Origin of the sequence: Marinomonas sp. 5E14-1 (genome assembly GCF_039939215.1) — a bacterium.
GTDB lineage: Bacteria > Pseudomonadota > Gammaproteobacteria > Pseudomonadales > Marinomonadaceae > Marinomonas.
Genome location: NZ_JBDXMW010000017.1, coordinates 1 through 17,667, shown reverse-complemented (window position 1 = coordinate 17,667; position 17,667 = coordinate 1). Strand labels below are relative to the sequence as shown.

Below are 17,667 nucleotides of genomic sequence, written 5' to 3'. Positions count from 1 at the left end.
CTATAAAACAGTCAAGAGGAAGGTGACTAAAAAATCACCTCCCTCACGATTTAACAGCAAATAACTAGTCTTTCAGTGCTGCGCTCAATGCTTCTTCCACATCTGACGCACTTACCGCTGAACTTCCTTCTTTTGCTGCTTGCGCAAGCTCTTTCTTTCTCTTGCGCTCATTGTGGTAAGCCAAGCCTGTACCTGCTGGTATCAAACGACCCACTACAACGTTTTCTTTCAAGCCACGTAAGTGATCTTTCTTACCAGTTACCGCACCTTCCGTAAGAACTCGAGTTGTTTCTTGGAAAGACGCTGCTGATATAAAGGACTCAGTAGCCAAAGATGCTTTAGTGATACCCAGAAGCACACGTTCAAACTTAGCAGGGAATTTACCTTCTGCTTCCGCCTTCTCGTTTGCATCAAGAAGTTGAGTTAATTCAACCTGATCACCCTGGATAAGATCTGTATCACCAGACTCACCCACTTCCACTTTACGTAGCATCTGACGAACGATAACTTCAATGTGCTTATCGTTAATCACAACACCTTGTAAGCGATAAACCTCTTGCACTTCATTACTAATGTAGTCAGCTAATGCTTCTACACCTTTTAGGCGCAAAATGTCATGAGGGCTCAAAGGACCATCGGCAATAATCTCGCCTTTCGCCACTTCTTCACCATCAAAGATATTGATTTGACGCCATTTCGGAATCAAAGTCTCAATTGGATCACTGCCATCTTGAGGCGTGATAACCAAACGGATCTTGCCCTTCGTCTCTTTACCGAAGCTCACCACACCACTTGCCTCTGCCATAACAGCAGGATCTTTCGGGCGACGCGCTTCAAATAAGTCAGCAACTCGTGGCAAACCACCGGTAATATCTTTGTTACCTTGTGATTCTTGTGGAATACGAGCCAACACTTCACCAGATTTCACGGTTGCACCATGATCCAAGCTCAATAGAGCTTTTTCTGGAAGCATGTATTGCACAGGAGAATCCGTACCTGGAATCAATACCGGGTTACCCTCTGCATCAACTACCGCAATCATTGGACGTAGATCTTTACCTGCAGAAGGACGATCTTTCACTTCCATGATTTCAATCGTAGTCAAGCCAGTCATATCATCAGATTGGCGACGGATAGTAACGTTCTCTTCCATACCACTGAATTCAAGACGACCTTCCATCTCAGAAACGATTGGGTGGGTGTGTGGATCCCAGTTTGCAACGATTTGACCCGCCGCCACTGTGTCACCTTCACGAACACTCAATACCGCACCATAAGGAAGCTTATAACGCTCTTTCTCACGACCCGCTTCATCAGCAATTGCCAATTCAGAAGAACGAGAAGCCACAACCAAATGACCAGTATCACGCTCGATACTCTTCATCTTATGGAAGCGAACAGTACCCGCGCTCTTAACCTGAACACTGTCAACAGCAGACGCTCGAGATGCTGCACCACCGATGTGGAACGTACGCATGGTTAACTGTGTACCTGGTTCACCGATAGATTGAGCAGCAACAACACCTACTGCTTCACCGATATTAACCTGATGACCACGAGCCAAGTCACGACCGTAACATTTAGCACAAACACCATGACGTGTATCACAAGTGATAACAGAACGAATAATCATCTCGTCCACACCAGCTGCTTCAATTGCACGAACGTCATGCTCATCAATCAAAGTGCCAGCAGAAAGAACAAGGTTACCTTTAGCATCATTTACATCTTGAGCTACAACACGACCCAACACACGCTGACCTAGAGGAACAACAACATCACCACCTTCAATCATGGCATTAACCACGATACCGTTAGATGTATTACAGTCAGTTTCAGTGATAACCAAATCCTGAGCAACATCCACTAGACGACGAGTCAAGTAACCAGAGTTCGCCGTTTTCAATGCCGTATCCGCAAGGCCCTTACGAGCACCGTGAGTAGAGGTAAAGTACTGCAATACAGACAAACCTTCACGGAAGTTCGCAGTGATAGGTGTTTCGATGATGGAACCATCTGGTTTCGCCATCAGACCACGCATACCACCCAACTGACGCATCTGCGCAACACTACCACGGGCACCAGAATCGGCCATCATATAAACAGAGTTGAAAGATTGTTGCTCAACCTCATTACCCTCTTTATCGATCGTCGTTTCTTTCGCCAAGTTTTTCATCATAGCGTCAGTAACAGTTTCGTTAGTACGAGACCATAAGTCGATTACCTTGTTGTACTTCTCGCCTTGCGTTACAAGACCGTCTGCATATTGGTATTCGATTTCTTTAACTTCTGCTTCTGCTTTAGCAATAATTTCTGCTTTTTCCGGCGGAATAACAAAGTCATCAACACCAACAGAGGAACCAGAAGCTGTTGCGTAAGCAAAACCTGTGTACATCAACTGATCAGCAAAAATACAGCTTTCTTTCAAACCAACTTTACGGTAACACTCGTTGATAAGGTTAGAGATCGCTTTCTTCTTCATGGTTTGGTTAACCACAGAGAATGGTAGGCCATCAGGAACAATATCAAACAATAGCGCACGACCAACAGTTGTATCTGCAACGAAAGTGGAAGGCACTTTTTCACCTTCTAATGTTGTATCAACTTGGCTGATACGAACCTTTACTTTAGCGTGCAACTCAACTTGTTTCGCACCGTAAGCACGGTGTACTTCTTTGATGTCAGAAAACGCCATGCCCTCACCTTTGGCATTGATTTTCTCACGAGTCATATAGTACAGACCCAATACAACGTCCTGAGAAGGAACAATGATTGGCTCACCATTAGCTGGAGACAAAATATTGTTCGTAGACATCATCAAAGCACGCGCTTCTAGCTGTGCTTCAATCGTCAACGGAACGTGTACCGCCATTTGGTCACCATCGAAGTCAGCGTTATAAGCTGCACACACAAGTGGGTGCAACTGAATCGCCTTACCTTCAATTAGCATTGGTTCAAATGCTTGGATACCCAAACGGTGAAGTGTTGGCGCACGGTTCAACATAACCGGATGCTCACGGATAACTTCGTCTAAGATATCCCATACTTCAGGCGTTTCACGCTCAACCATTTTCTTCGCTGCCTTGATCGTCGTCGCCATGCCACGAAGTTCAAGTTTAGAGAAGATAAACGGTTTAAATAACTCAAGTGCCATCTTCTTAGGAAGACCACACTGATGCAAACGTAAAGAAGGACCTACTGTGATTACAGAACGACCAGAGTAATCTACACGCTTACCTAGCAAGTTCTGACGGAAACGGCCCTGCTTACCCTTGATCATATCTGCTAAAGATTTCAGAGGACGCTTGTTAGAACCTGTAATTGCACGACCACGACGACCGTTATCAAGCAATGCATCAACAGACTCTTGCAACATACGCTTTTCGTTACGTACGATGATATCTGGAGCAGAAAGCTCTAGTAGGCGTTTTAGACGGTTGTTACGGTTAATCACACGACGGTAAAGGTCGTTCAAATCAGACGTCGCAAAACGGCCACCTTCAAGAGGCACCAAAGGACGCAGATCTGGCGGAAGAACAGGCAATACATCTAACACCATCCACTCAGGATTGTTGCCAGAATGATAGAAAGCCTCAACAAGCTTAAGACGCTTAGATAGCTTCTTAATACGAGTTTCAGAATTCGTGCTATTTAGCTCTTCACGCATGCGATTGATTTCTTCAGGCATGTCCAAATCGCGTAACAACATCTGAACTGCTTCAGCACCCATACGGGCATCAAATTCGTCACCGAATTCTTCTAGTGCCTCAAAATATTGCTCGTCATTCAACAATTGTCCTTTATCAAGCGTCGTCATACCTGGATCAATCACGATGAAAGATTCAAAGTACAATACTCGCTCAATGTCACGCAAAGTCATATCCATGATAAGACCAATACGTGATGGAAGAGATTTTAGAAACCAAATGTGCGCAACTGGCGATGCAAGTTCAATGTGCCCCATGCGTTCACGACGCACTTTAGACAGAGCCACTTCAACGCCACACTTCTCACAGATAACACCGCGGTGTTTCAAACGCTTATATTTACCACATAAACATTCGTAGTCCTTAATAGGACCAAAGATTTTTGCACAGAACAAGCCGTCACGCTCAGGTTTGAACGTACGATAGTTGATAGTTTCCGGTTTCTTAACTTCACCGTAAGACCATGAACGAATCATATCTGGTGACGCCAAGCCGATACGGATCGCATCAAACTCGTCAGATTGCCCTTGTGATTTTAGAAGACCTAATAAGTCTTTCATGTGTATTCGCCCCACTCGTAAGGCTGGGGAGTCTTACTCCCCAGCAGGTCAAATGTGATTCGTGCTTATTCGGTTTCCAACTCGATATCGATACCAAGAGAACGAATCTCTTTCACCAATACGTTGAAGGACTCAGGCATGCCAGGTTCCATTCTGTGATCACCGTCTACGATGTTCTTATACATCTTAGTACGGCCATTCACGTCATCGGACTTAACTGTCAACATTTCTTGAAGCGTGTAAGCGGCACCGTATGCTTCTAGTGCCCATACCTCCATCTCACCGAAACGCTGGCCACCAAATTGAGCTTTACCGCCCAATGGCTGCTGAGTTACCAAGCTGTAAGAGCCTGTAGAACGCGCGTGCATCTTATCGTCAACCAAGTGATTCAACTTAAGCATGTACATGTAGCCAACCGTTACTGGACGCTCGAAAGCATCACCCGTACGACCATTGAACAACTTAACCTGTCCGCTTTCGTTGATGCCAGCCAGGCGCAACATACGTTTGATTTCAGCTTCTTTTGCACCATCAAAAGCACCAGACGCCATTGGTACACCACCTGTCAGGTTTTGTGCCAAGGTTAGGATTTCTTCGTCTGTGAAGCTTTCTAGATCTTCAGTACGTGCACAACGCAAGTCGCCTTCGTAGCCATTGTAGATTTCGTCTAGGAAAACACGTAGTTCAGCAACTGCTTCTGCTTTCTCACGCTCAACGACTAGCATCTCATTAATCTTACGACCCAACCCTTTAGAGGCTGCACCTAAGTGAGTTTCCAGTACCTGACCAACGTTCATACGCGAAGGAACACCAAGCGGGTTCAACACGATATCAACTGGGTCACCATTTTCATCGTACGGCATATCTTCAACAGGCATGATCTTAGAGATAACACCCTTATTACCGTGACGACCGGCCATTTTATCACCAGGCTGGATACGACGTTTGATTGCTACGTAAACTTTAACAATTTTCAATACGCCAGGCGCAAGATCATCACCAGTTTGCAGCTTGCGTTTCTTATCTTCAAATTTCGCATCAAGCTCTTTACGACGCTCAACCAGAGCCACCTGCGCTTTTTCAAGCTGCTCGCTAGCTTCTTCGCTTGCAACACGAATGTTAAACCATTCGGGGTGATCTAGATTTGATAGATATTCTTCCGTAATGATTGCATTGCGCGCCAAACTTGGGCCACCTTCTGCTTGCTGTCCAACCAACGCTTCAGCCAAACGCTCAAAAGTTGCTTTTTCAACAATACGAAATTCTTCGTTCAAGTCTTTACGAACTTGATCGAGCTGTGCCTTCTCAATAGATTTAGCGCGTTCATCTTTTTCGATGCCATCACGAGTAAAGACTTGTACGTCGATAACTGTACCGCGCGTACCTGTCTTAACACGCTGAGACGTGTCTTTCACGTCAGACGCTTTTTCACCAAAGATCGCTCGCAAAAGTTTCTCTTCAGGGGTTAGCTGAGTTTCACCCTTAGGTGTCACTTTACCAACCAAAATATCACCAGGCTCAACTTCAGCACCGATATAAACGATACCAGACTGATCAAGCTTAGAAAGCGCACCTTCACCTACGTTAGGAATATCAGATGTAATCTCTTCAGGCCCAAGCTTAGTATCACGCGCCACACAGGTTAGCTCCTGAATGTGGATCGACGTGAAACGATCTTCTTCAACAACGCGCTCAGATACTAGGATCGAGTCCTCGAAGTTGAAACCATTCCAAGGCATGAAAGCGATACGCATGTTTTGACCAAGTGCCAAATCACCCATATCAACAGAAGGACCGTCGGCCATAATATCGCCAGACGCTACTTTTTCACCTTTCATGACCAAAGTACGCTGGTTAATGCAGGTATTTTGGTTAGAACGAACGTATTTTGTTAAGTTGTAGATATCAACACCGGCTTCACCAGCAATGGTTTCTTCCGAGTTAACACGAACAACAATACGGCTTGCATCTACAGACTCAATCACACCACCACGGCTAGCAACAATACAAACACCAGAGTCTTTCGCGACATTACGCTCCATACCCGTACCTACTACAGGCTTATCAGCCTTAAGCGTTGGTACGGCTTGACGTTGCATGTTCGAGCCCATCAAAGCTCGGTTGGCATCATCATGCTCAAGGAACGGAATCAAAGATGCCGCAACAGATACAACCTGACGAGGAGATACGTCCATCAAGTTTACTTTTTCTTTTGGAATCAAAGTTGTTTCGTGCATATGACGCACCTGAACCAACTCATCCACCAAACGGCCTTCTTCATCTACTGTTGCAGATGCTTGGGCAATAACGTATTTCGCTTCATCGATCGCAGAGATATAAACAGTCTCATCTGTCATCTTACCATCGACGATCTTACGGTATGGTGTCTCAAGGAAGCCATAACTGTTCGTACGAGCATAAGTAGACAAAGAGTTGATCAGACCGATATTTGGTCCTTCAGGCGTTTCGATTGGACACACACGACCATAATGAGTGGCATGTACGTCACGAACTTCAAATCCCGCACGCTCACGAGTCAAACCACCAGGCCCTAATGCAGAAACACGACGTTTGTGTGTTACTTCAGAAAGCGGGTTATTTTGGTCCATGAACTGAGACAATTGGCTAGAACCAAAGAATTCTTTGATTGCAGCAGCAACTGGCTTCGCATTCAACAGATCCTGAGGCATCAAGCCATCAGCTTCCGCCATAGACAAACGTTCTTTTACAGCACGCTCAACACGAACAAGACCAACACGGAACTGGTTCTCAGCCATTTCACCAACAGAACGCACACGACGGTTACCCAAGTGGTCGATATCATCAACCATGCCGTTACCATTACGGATGTCTAGCAATGTTTTAAGAACAGCAACAATGTCTTCACTATCTAGGATACCAGCGCCAGTATCTTCTTCACGACCCAAGCGACGGTTGAATTTCATTCGACCTACACCAGACAAGTCATAACGATCTTCAGAGAAGAACAAGCTTTGGAACAAACCTTCAGCAGACTCTTTGGTTGGCGGCTCGCCAGGACGCATCATGCGGTAAATTTCGACCAATGCTTCAAGCTGGTTGCTTGTTGGGTCGATACGAAGCGTGTCAGAAATGAATGGACCATTATCTAGATCGTTCGTATAAAGTGTGTCTACTTCTGTAATACCAGAAGAAACTAGAGCCTCTAACAGATCAACAGACAACTCAGTATTTGCTTCCGCAATTAACTCTCCAGTTGATGGATGAGTTAAATTTTTCGCCGTTACTTTACCAAGCATGTACTCAAGCGGCACAGATAGGCGTTCAAGACCAGCCTTCTCCATTACGCGAATGTGCTTAGCCGTAATACGACGCCCTTCTTCAACAATCAATTCACCATTAGCGTCAGCGATATTAAACAATGCTGTTTCACCACGCAGACGATTTGCAATCAAATCCATCTCAAAGCCATCTCGGCTCATGTAGAAACGTGTTGTATCAAAGAAAGTTTCTAAAATCTCTTCCGCCCCATAACCCAAAGCTCGCAACAAAATAGTTGCAGGCAACTTACGACGACGGTCAATACGAACGAATACGCAATCTTTTGGATCAAACTCGAAATCCAACCAAGAACCGCGGTAAGGAATAACACGGGCAGAATGAAGCAATTTACCTGAAGAGTGTGTTTTGCCACGATCGTGATCAAAAAACACACCAGGAGAACGATGCAATTGAGATACGATTACACGCTCTGTTCCGTTAATAACAAACGTACCATTATCTGTCATGAGCGGAATTTCACCCATGTAGACTTCTTGCTCTCGGATGTCTTTGATTGCCTTGTTGGACGATTCTTTATCATAAATGATAAGTCGTACACGAACGCGCAAAGGTGCCGCGTAAGTAACACCACGCAACTGACACTCTTTAACATCAAATACTGGCTTGCCTAAACGGTAATCGACGTATTCAAGCGCCGCGCTACCAGAAAAACTAACCATTGGAAAGACAGATTTAAAAGCCCCATGCAGACCTAATTCCCCACGCTCCGCAAGAGGTTTACCTTCTTGCAGAAAATTACGGTAGGATTCAAGCTGAATTGCCAGCAAGTATGGCACATCCAAAACGGGCGGCAGTTTACCGAAATCCTTACGGATACGTTTTTTCTCAGTGTATGAGTAAGCCATCAGCATTCCCCAGCTTGTGCACATTGACGCAAAAGGCCCAAATCAGGCCTTACCATTTATGGGAGAATTATCTCCCACTTAAAAATTCTTTAAGCTTTATTTGAGTTTCAAAAACCCAAAAAGGCCGGTGACAAAAACGTCACCAGCCATTTCGACTATTGGTCGAAATCTGGAAATACAAGTATCATTACTTGACTTCGACAGATGCACCAGCTTCTTCAAGAGCTGCTTTAAGAGCGTCCGCATCTTCTTTAGATACTGCTTCTTTAACAGTCATTGGAGCGCCGTCAACGATAGCTTTAGCTTCTTTCAAACCTAGGCCAGTCGCTGCACGTACAGCCTTGATTACGTTTACTTTCTTATCGCCAGCAGCAGTAAGAACAACGTCAAATTCAGTTTGCGCTTCAGCAGAACCGCCTGCATCAGCAGCTGGACCTGCAGCTACAGCAGCTGCTGCAGACACACCGAATTTTTCTTCCATTGCTGAAATTAATTCAACAACATCCATTACAGACATTTCTGCTACTGCATTGATGATATCTTCTTTAGTTAGAGCCATGACTCAGATTCCTAGCATTTTTATAATTACCCGAAGGCAATAAAACAAAATAATTATCAAGAAGGGTTACGGAAATCCGTATTATGCCGCTTCTTGCTCTTTTTGATCGCGAACCGCTGCAAGAGTACGTACAAACTTGCTTGTTGCACCCTGAATAACACTCATCAGTTTCGCAATAGCTTCTTCGTATGTAGGCAGTGTTGCCAAACGATCAATGTCGCCTGCTGGGATCAACTCACCGTTGAACGCCAACGCCTTAACTTCAAACTCTTTCTGATCTTTCGCGAAAGTTTTCAATAAACGAGCAGCCGCACCTGGGTGCTCGTTAGAGAAAGCGATCAACGTAGGACCAACAAAGCTCTCAGCTAGACATTCGAAGTCAGTGCCTTCAACTGCACGGCGAGCCAATGTGTTACGTACGACACGTACATAAACACCTGCTTCGCGTGCTTCTTTACGCAACTGAGTCATGCCGCTCACGGTAACACCGCGAGAATCAGCTACGACTGCAGACAACGCAGTTTTAGCAACTTCGCTAACTTCGGCGACAATGGCTTTTTTGTCTTCTAGACCTAATGCCATTGGTTTTCTCCTGGATTAGCAGGGAATAAATTCCCCTATTTTTTACCAACTCTCCGATTACTCGAAGTACTTGCTGGTGAGTTAGATCCAGTTAATCTGAATCGGGCCACACCATCTGCGCAGGACAAATATTTTTCAACATTTCATTAAACCCTCAAGGGGTTCCTGCGGTCTTTGACGGCCTGCTCAAAGGCAGACCCCAAAGTGTATAATTTAGAAGCTTAACGCACCTAAATCAATTTGTAGACCAGGCCCCATTGTAGAAGACAAAGTCACTTTCTTCATATAGACACCTTTAGCAGAAGCAGGCTTAGCACGACGCAAGTCAGCCAAAAGCGCTTCTAGGTTGCCCTTGATAGATTCAGCAGTAAATTCAATAGAACCAACACCCGCATGAATAATACCATTTTTATCTGTACGGTAACGCGCTTGACCTGCTTTAGCGTTTTTAACTGCTGTAGCAACGTCAGGAGTTACTGTGCCAACTTTAGGGTTAGGCATCAGACCACGCGGACCAAGAACCTGACCTAGTTGACCAACGATACGCATCGCGTCTGGAGAAGCGATAACAACGTCAAAATCTAGATTGCCAGCTTTAACCTGTTCAGCCAAGTCATCAAAACCAACAACATCTGCACCAGCTTCTTTCGCAGCTTCAGCATTAGCACCTTGTGCAAATACAGCAACGCGAACATCTTTACCAGCACCGTTAGGCAAAACAGTAGAACCACGTACAGCCTGATCAGACTTACGAGGGTCAACACCTAGGTTAACAGATACATCGATAGATTCTTTGAACTTAACAGTAGAAAGCTCAGACAAAAGAGCAACAGCTTCTTCTACAGAGTACAACTTAGTTGCTTCTACTTTTTCTGCGATCAAGCGAGCGCGTTTAGTTAGCTTAGCCATTAGTTCACACCCTCAACTTCAAGACCCATAGCGCGTGCACTACCAGCGATAGTACGAACCGCTGCATCCATATCAGCTGCTGTTAAGTCAGCTTTCTTAGCCTCAACAATCTCTTCTAGCTGAGCACGAGTAACCGTACCAACTTTCTGAGTGTTTGGACGAGGAGATCCACTCTTAAGACCAGCTGCTTTTTTCAACAGAACAGACGCAGGAGTAGATTTCGTTTCGAATGTAAAGCTACGATCACTGTAAACAGTAATGATAACTGGCGTAGGAAGACCTGGCTCAACACCTTGAGTTTTGGCGTTGAATGCCTTACAGAATTCCATAATATTCACACCGTGTTGACCAAGTGCTGGACCAACTGGTGGACTTGGGTTCGCTTGACCCGCTTTAACTTGAAGCTTGATATAAGCTTGGACTTTCTTAGCCATTTTTTTAACTCCAGATGGGTCACTGCCCGAAGGCTACCCGTTCAACAAAATCAGGCTTTTTCAACCTGACTAAATTCCAAATCAACCGGTGTAGAGCGCCCAAAAATAAGCACTGCAACCTTGATTCGGCTTTTATCGTAATCTACTTCTTCAACCACACCATTAAAGTCTGCAAACGGCCCTTCATTAACTCGAACCACTTCACCCACTTCAAACAATGTCTTAGGACGAGGCTTATCAACACCGTCACTAACGCGCTGCAAAATAGCATCAGCTTCTCGTGATGTTATTGGAGATGGCTTATCTGCCGTACCACCAATAAAACCAAGCACACGAGATGTACCTTTAACCAAATGCCAAGAGTCATCATTCATATCCATTTGAACCAAAACATAACCTGGATAGAACTTTCTTTCGCTCTTGCGCTTTTTGCCTTCGCGAATCTCGACCACCTCTTCAGTAGGCACCAAAATATCGCCAAAATTCTCTTCTTGCCCCATAACCTGCACTCGCTCAATCAGCGAACGCATTACGTGCTTTTCGTACCCTGAGTACGCCTGTACTACATACCATCGTTTGGTCACGAGCAACTCCTAACTAATTACCGAGGAAACGCCCCAACCAAGGAACGAATCCACTCCCCACAGTACAAGAGACATAAAAATAACAACCGCCAATACTATTAAGGTTGTCTGTACAGTTTCTTGCCTAGTCGGCCACACAACCCTACGAATTTCGGCTTTAGCTTCTTTTGCCAAAGTAAAAAAAGACCGACCTTTCACAGTTTGCAACGCAACAAAACCAGCAACTACAGCCAACACCAATATAGCAATCAAACGATACAATAGTGACTCAGTAGAATAATAGTTATTACCAATCACGCCTACCGCAACTAGCAGAACAACAATCGCCCACTTAAATACATCTCCGCGAGATGATTGAGCTTCAGCACTCGAACTCATACTTCAGGTGATCCCTAAAAACTAAAAAATAGGATACGAAAGATGGCAGGCCAAGAGGGACTCGAACCCCCAACAGCTGGTTTTGGAAACCAGTGCTCTACCAATTGAACTATTGGCCTACATTCGTATGGGCGGAGGATAATACCGAAACAAAGTCCAACTTGCAAGGGTACCTGCCCAAAAAACAGACAATAAAAAAGGTGGATAAACCACCTGTCTTTTGCATCAGAATAGCTGGAGCTCATGAGCAGATTTGAACTGCCGACCTCACCCTTACCAAGGGTGTGCTCTACCAACTGAGCTACATGAGCATTGGAGCGGGTAGCGGGAATCGAACCCGCCTCTTCAGCTTGGAAGGCTGAGGTAATAGCCACTATACCATACCCGCAAATGGTGGAGGGAGGTGGATTCGAACCACCGAAACTTTCGTGGCAGATTTACAATCTGCTCCCTTTGGCCACTCGGGAACCCCTCCACATACTCAACGCTGCAACGCAACACCCCAAAAGGTGGGAGCCATTATATGAATCGCTTTAGCAAATGCAAGGGCTAGCATGGATTTTTTTCAACTTTTATTGTCATCTGTGTAAGATCGAACTGTGAAACAAATAACGCCCAATCTTTTTCATCAATCGGCTGCCCTACTTTAATCTGCTGCAGCGAAACATTTCGCATATGCTCATAAATATTCACAGTATAACCAGACAGCTCCTCTATACGACTTTTAGCCTGATTCGCACGTTCGACCGAAGAATATAAGCCCAATGAAATACGATTTTTCATTTCTTCTCGATTGATCACAAAGCTATCAATGGATTTCGACGTAAGCTCTTTCACGATTTCTCTCGCTTTTGCTTGCGTCTCTGGAGCCGCAACATATAGCCAGAATTTTGTTCTTTTACCCGAAATTTCATTTATTTCATAAGACCAAGCAAGATCATCCAAAGCATTCTGAATTTGCTCTTTCTCTACCTGACGCTCCACTTCAACATGAGGACAAAATGCACTCTCTGTAGAACCTTCAACTTGAGTAGCCGCCCTATCCATTGCAACCTCAAAACTCTCTTGTCGCGCGACTGTTTCCTCAGACTCTAATCCTGTTACTGGCACTTCCTCTGACAACAGGTAAATTTTCTCGCTAACAGGTGGGCCATATACCGACTCCTTTGACACCTGCGGCTTATCTTGAATAAAATTATGCCAACTTAAAAACGCAGCATTAATTAACACTATAAACAAAAACAGCCACTTCATTCCTTGCCTCTCATTAACTCATCACCAACCGATTTAGCCCCAAGAGCTACAAGGTTAGGCTGACTATCCAATGGTATTTTCAATAAATCCAACAAAGTACGCGCATCCCCGCCCGTCACAACCCACTGACTATCGGAGTAGTTACGATAAATACGCTCTAAAAAACCTAACGCCATCTCATGACAACCTTCTGTTACCGCTCTCGCTGTCGAGTTAGGAAGCCTTTCACTCATCACTACTTCACTAGCAGAATATCGAATGCGCGCAGTGTTAGATAACAACGCTTTCTCCATCATAGAAAGGCCAGGCACAATATACCCACCTAAGTGCTTACCGCCCCCACTGACCAGGTCAACTTTGATTGCGGTTCCAGCATCCACAACCACCACATTTTTTTTATACAGATGATGAGCAGCAATCACTCCAAGCCAACGATCAACTCCAAGCCGCGCCGGCTCGAAATACGCATTCATGACACCGCACGCTTGACTCTGACTTGAAAGCTCAAGCCAAGCGCAGTTTGAAAAAGCCTCTTTAACCCTTTCAATCTCAACAATACTTTCTTCTTTGGAACGAACGCTAGCAAAATAAACCGCATCTGGCACAAAACCTGATTCCAAAACATCAAGCGCGCCAGCAACAACCCAAAGTAATTTTTCGCCTTCAAAGGCAGTAAATTTTATACTTGTGTTACCTGCGTCAATCACCAATACATTAGTTGCGACGAACACTAATCTCGCCTCCATGGAGAGCTGAAATCTCACCATTCTCTTCGATTAACAACGCACCTTTTTCATCAATCCCTCTCGCTATACCCTGACGTTGTTTATTAACCGTACTGACCGTAATAGGTTGATTAAATAACACATCATAAGCCTGCCAATGATGCTGAAAGTGCTTCATTCCATTACCTTCTTCAAATAGCGTACACACCCCAACAAGCTCTTGCGTCAACTCTGCCAAAATGAGATTTCGACTAGGGCGGTTCTCTAACCTAGAAACCAAATCTGTCCACGGCTGATCCACACTTTCCATAAAGGCTTCATCCATCTCAACGTTAAGCCCGATTCCAATCACCACGTGACACACATCTTGATCAGCAATCATCTCTAATAAAATACCACAAATTTTTTGCCCATCTACTTGGATATCATTTGGCCACTTAAGGCCAGGATTGGGAATGCCCGCTTTTTTAAGTACCCTAGCAACCGCAACACCAACAGCCAAACTCAACCCCTCAACAACACTTGGGCCATTTTCAAAACCCCAAGCAAAAGACAAGGTAAGGTTTTTCGCAACACCAGACTCCCATTGGCGCCCACGTCTTCCACGACCTTTTGTCTGACGCTCCACTGAAAACAACGCAGGCAGTTGACCACCTTCACTAATATACTGTTTTGCATCGTTATTAGTCGATTCTGTTTCAAAAGCCAATTGCAGCTGAACAGAGTTAGGCACACCACCATCACGAAGAGCCAACTCAGACAACAACTCTATAGGCGTTGGCAAGCGATAACCTCGTCCCTTAACGGAATGTACAGTAACTCCAATAGACTCAAGCTTCTTCAGCTTTTTCCATACTGCCGCTCGAGTTATTCCCATCGCAGCCCCTAGGTCTTCCCCAGAGTGAAATTCATTATCACTAAGTAACGCAAGAACCGTTTGCATATTATTTTTCCACTTAGCTAAGTTTCAACCCTACAAATGAAAAAGCTGAAAACCATTATTAACATTAGATTGAAGCCAATTTCCTTTTAGATACTCACAAGCCCGATCTATCGCATGCAAAACATAAGCATGACGAGATTTATCCGAGCGGTTGGCGTAACTGAGGTGAGGAAATTCGCCATTTAAGTATAACCAAGGACACTTTTAGTATAGGCAGAGCAACTAATTCATCTTGATGCCACTGATACCCCTCTAACGCCACCAATATTTGGCTGTTTAAAAATACACATAGATTATACTGCGTGAGGCTCAGCCATACCCAATTGACAAAGTATATTTCCCCAAACAGCCGCCAAAGAAAATTGACGAAAGACATCATCTTTTACACGAAGAGCATGACCAAATTTATTGACCGAAGCACTTAAAAATTGCTTAAAAATCCCAGACTCATCGAATGCCTTTTCTTCAAAGAAAAAAGAAATCACCTCGGCCGAGTCCATAAAATATTGATCTGTATATCGAGCCTGTTCATTGGTTGTAAAGATCGAGCGAACAGATTCAGTCCCGAAGCCGCCTATTAACTCTGACATTCTACTTTTTAACGCATCACATACTTCAGAAGAAATGAGGGAATCCAATATCAAATAACCATCACAGTGATATTGCCCAACCTGTTGTTGAGCCAACGTCAGGTTAGGTAAATACATTTTGATATCTGCAGACATAACGCCTTACTTCCTCTTAATTTGGCAATGTATTTGACCGCATGAAAGTAACCATTTCTTGCATCAAAGACGCGAACTCGGGATTCCAAGATACTCTCGCAGCATGGGGGCTCTTTTCAAATAAGGCTTTAGAGCGCTCACCAAACCAGTTACTTTCATCTGTTCGACAAGCATCATACAAAGCCTTGTCTGATAGATACCAACCACATATTCGGTATTCCCCAAACGCACCATAATATGGATTATTTGGGTCACCATGAACAGCCATATGAGAAAGACCCAAAATATTCGACTCAGGCCAATGGGAATTATAAACCTTAACTCGGTCTGAACTGACTTTATTTTGATCTTGACTATAAAGTGCGACCTGGCTCGTCGATCCAACCATTCCTTGCTCAAATACTTCCAAAGTAACAGAAGAATCCACCGTCTGATCTTCATCCGACATAGCAATAAATACTGGAAGCGACTTAGAGTTTTCTAAAATGAAGCCACGTACCTCTTTAGCCAGTTTATAGACCTCTGCAATAGCAGGAACAGGAATGGAAGCATACTTAGCAAAATCATCGGATGGTTCGTTATCGAGCCAGTCCATCACCAAAGTCAACCATGGAGACAACCAGTCAATACTACTATTCACCTTAAATACAGGAGAAAAAAGAAGCACACCTGAAAGCTGATTCGGATTTTTCCATGCATATTCAGCCGCTAATGCACCACCGGTAGAAAAACCACCGACATACAGAAAATCCACTTCATTTTTAAATTGGTTTGCTGCGTTATAAAAGGTCTCTCTCCAGTCCTCTCTGGACACACTCAGCAGACTAGATGACTCAGTTCCATGACCTGACAACAAAATTACTCGTACATGATAGCAAGTATCTTGCAATGCTCGTGCAGGGTCTCTCATAGAAAAAGGAGAATCAGACAACCCATGAGACAACAAAACCCCTACTTTCTGATCTCCATCACAACGAGAAGCATCAGGCAGTAATTCAAACGGCATCACAGCAGCAAGCTCATGAATTTGATTATCCGGATTCACCCATACTTTATGCGCCTGCAAATACATCTCAGCCCTTGCCACATAATCGGAAAACGCTTCATCAGACTTGAAAAAAAGGTGCTTATGTTTTTCTGCATAGGCAGGTAAAACCATAAATACAACACACAAAAAGACAAAACTCTTCCACATACCAGACCCTCACTATGAACCATGCAAACTTGCTATAATCAAAGCAACATCACCCAAGTCTATTAAAGCATGAAAAAAAACTACTCAGATGCAGAGCTTGTTCCTTCACTTTGGTTTCCACTCGTAAAAAAGTTCTACCAAGAACATTACCCCAGCGGAAAACCTAATAAAGCTGACCCAATTTGGGTAATTCGCGATAACAACAAAATAGTTTGCTCATTAAGACTAAAGCAACTCGACCAAGCCCAACTACTTACCGCTATGGTGACAGAACCATCCTACCGTAATAAAGGATTAGGCGGCCATCTCATTAAATGCCTACATGACGAACTAAGCAAACAAGCAAGCTACTGCTTTGCCCTTACCCCTCTTGTTCCTTTTTACACGCACAATGGCTTTACTAGGATATTGCCCAAAGAATTACCTGCCACCTTACTAGGTCGCTTTAAAGCCTATCAAGCACAAGGACGAAACATTACTCCCATGCTCTATAAACAACCTAATCTATAGACCAAACAAAAAGCCACACGACTCGCCAAACTGGTGGGGAAAGGTCTGGTGTTATAGGTGATAAATTAATTAACATTGGCACATGAAGAATGAGGCAGGCAGTAGAGCCCCTTAGTGGTCGTTTTCGCAGACGCGTTGAGTTCACGAAACAGGCGCAAGTAAATGAACAGCAAGACACTCTCTACCAGACCTTCTCATTTCCAAATAGGCCAAAACGAAAAAGCCCGCTCTGCGTTAGCAGAACGGGCTTCTCTTAATTATAAGCTTAACGACTTACTTCTCTTACATGCGTATCTGCAATAAAAAACCCCACACAGCATAGACCATGTGGGGTTCTCATATAATAAAGCTTGACGACGACCTACTCTCACATGGGATCTCCCACACTACCATCGGCGATGGCGCTTTTCACTTCTGAGTTCGGGATGGGATCAGG

At 44.3% G+C, this 17,667-nt stretch carries 14 protein-coding genes, 4 tRNA genes and 1 rRNA gene; 1 reads left to right on the top strand and 18 read right to left on the bottom strand.

All coding sequences use genetic code 11. The features are described from left to right. Positions 1-64: 64 nt before the first annotated feature. The 17 genes from rpoC to ABFY09_RS13545 all read right to left on the bottom strand — a co-directional run bounded on the left by rpoC (position 65) and on the right by ABFY09_RS13545 (position 16,721). A complete protein-coding gene (gene rpoC / locus ABFY09_RS13625) occupies positions 65-4,267 on the bottom strand; it encodes a DNA-directed RNA polymerase subunit beta' (protein WP_347984842.1) in 4,203 nt (1,400 codons plus the stop codon). A gap of 65 nt (positions 4,268-4,332) precedes the next feature. Next, complete coding sequence (gene rpoB, locus ABFY09_RS13620) at positions 4,333-8,433, bottom strand: DNA-directed RNA polymerase subunit beta (protein WP_347984841.1); 4,101 nt, start codon at positions 8,431-8,433, stop codon at positions 4,333-4,335. Positions 8,434-8,620: 187 nt separating this feature from the next. Then, positions 8,621-8,992, bottom strand: a complete 372-nt coding sequence (gene rplL / locus ABFY09_RS13615; protein WP_347984840.1) for a 50S ribosomal protein L7/L12 — start codon at positions 8,990-8,992, stop codon at positions 8,621-8,623. Between the two features lie 81 nt (positions 8,993-9,073). Further along, entirely contained in the window at positions 9,074-9,574 is a 501-nt protein-coding gene (gene rplJ / locus ABFY09_RS13610; RefSeq protein WP_347984839.1) for a 50S ribosomal protein L10, read from the bottom strand. A 213-nt stretch (positions 9,575-9,787) separates the two neighbouring features. Continuing rightward, a complete protein-coding gene (rplA, locus tag ABFY09_RS13605) occupies positions 9,788-10,483 on the bottom strand; it encodes a 50S ribosomal protein L1 (protein WP_347984838.1) in 696 nt (231 codons plus the stop codon). Next, positions 10,483-10,917: a 50S ribosomal protein L11 gene (gene rplK, locus ABFY09_RS13600; protein WP_317005406.1), complete on the bottom strand. Its 435-nt coding sequence runs from the start codon at positions 10,915-10,917 to the stop codon at positions 10,483-10,485. The genes rplA and rplK overlap by 1 nt, the downstream gene beginning before the upstream one ends. A gap of 50 nt (positions 10,918-10,967) precedes the next feature. After that, complete coding sequence (gene nusG, locus ABFY09_RS13595) at positions 10,968-11,501, bottom strand: transcription termination/antitermination protein NusG (RefSeq protein ID WP_347984837.1); 534 nt, start codon at positions 11,499-11,501, stop codon at positions 10,968-10,970. A gap of 9 nt (positions 11,502-11,510) precedes the next feature. After that, the gene (gene secE / locus ABFY09_RS13590; RefSeq protein ID WP_347984836.1) at positions 11,511-11,879 is read right to left on the bottom strand and encodes a preprotein translocase subunit SecE; all 369 of its coding nucleotides are present in this window, start codon (positions 11,877-11,879) and stop codon (positions 11,511-11,513) included. 43 nt (positions 11,880-11,922) lie between these two features. Next, positions 11,923-11,998, bottom strand: a tRNA-Trp gene (locus ABFY09_RS13585). Between the two features lie 116 nt (positions 11,999-12,114). Continuing rightward, positions 12,115-12,190 (bottom strand) — tRNA-Thr (locus ABFY09_RS13580). Positions 12,191-12,192: 2 nt separating this feature from the next. After that, a tRNA-Gly gene (locus ABFY09_RS13575) sits at positions 12,193-12,267 on the bottom strand. Between the two features lie 3 nt (positions 12,268-12,270). Then, positions 12,271-12,354, bottom strand: a tRNA-Tyr gene (locus tag ABFY09_RS13570). Positions 12,355-12,428: 74 nt separating this feature from the next. After that, positions 12,429-13,133, bottom strand: coding sequence for an SPOR domain-containing protein (locus ABFY09_RS13565; RefSeq protein ID WP_347984835.1), 705 nt, complete (start codon positions 13,131-13,133; stop codon positions 12,429-12,431). Next, positions 13,130-13,864 carry a type III pantothenate kinase gene (locus ABFY09_RS13560; RefSeq protein WP_347984834.1) on the bottom strand — a complete coding sequence of 245 codons (735 nt, stop codon included), beginning with the start codon at positions 13,862-13,864 and terminating at the stop codon, positions 13,130-13,132. Before ABFY09_RS13560 ends, ABFY09_RS13565 begins: the two co-directional genes overlap by 4 nt. Beyond that, positions 13,848-14,801 (bottom strand): biotin--[acetyl-CoA-carboxylase] ligase, encoded by a 954-nt coding sequence (locus ABFY09_RS13555; protein ID WP_347984833.1) that lies wholly within the window; start codon positions 14,799-14,801, stop codon positions 13,848-13,850. The genes ABFY09_RS13560 and ABFY09_RS13555 overlap by 17 nt, the downstream gene beginning before the upstream one ends. Positions 14,802-15,094: 293 nt before the next feature. Further along, the gene (locus ABFY09_RS13550; RefSeq protein WP_347984832.1) at positions 15,095-15,526 is read right to left on the bottom strand and encodes a phytanoyl-CoA dioxygenase family protein; all 432 of its coding nucleotides are present in this window, start codon (positions 15,524-15,526) and stop codon (positions 15,095-15,097) included. Positions 15,527-15,542: 16 nt separating this feature from the next. Then, positions 15,543-16,721, bottom strand: coding sequence for an alpha/beta fold hydrolase (locus ABFY09_RS13545; RefSeq protein ID WP_347984831.1), 1,179 nt, complete (start codon positions 16,719-16,721; stop codon positions 15,543-15,545). A 69-nt stretch (positions 16,722-16,790) separates the two neighbouring features. On the opposite strand from ABFY09_RS13545, the gene ABFY09_RS13540 reads away from it, so the two are divergent. After that, positions 16,791-17,231, top strand: coding sequence for a GNAT family N-acetyltransferase (locus tag ABFY09_RS13540; RefSeq protein WP_347984830.1), 441 nt, complete (start codon positions 16,791-16,793; stop codon positions 17,229-17,231). A 348-nt stretch (positions 17,232-17,579) separates the two neighbouring features. On the opposite strand, the gene rrf is transcribed toward ABFY09_RS13540, so the two are convergent. After that, a 5S ribosomal RNA gene (gene rrf, locus ABFY09_RS13535) occupies positions 17,580-17,667 on the bottom strand; the annotation flags it as partial.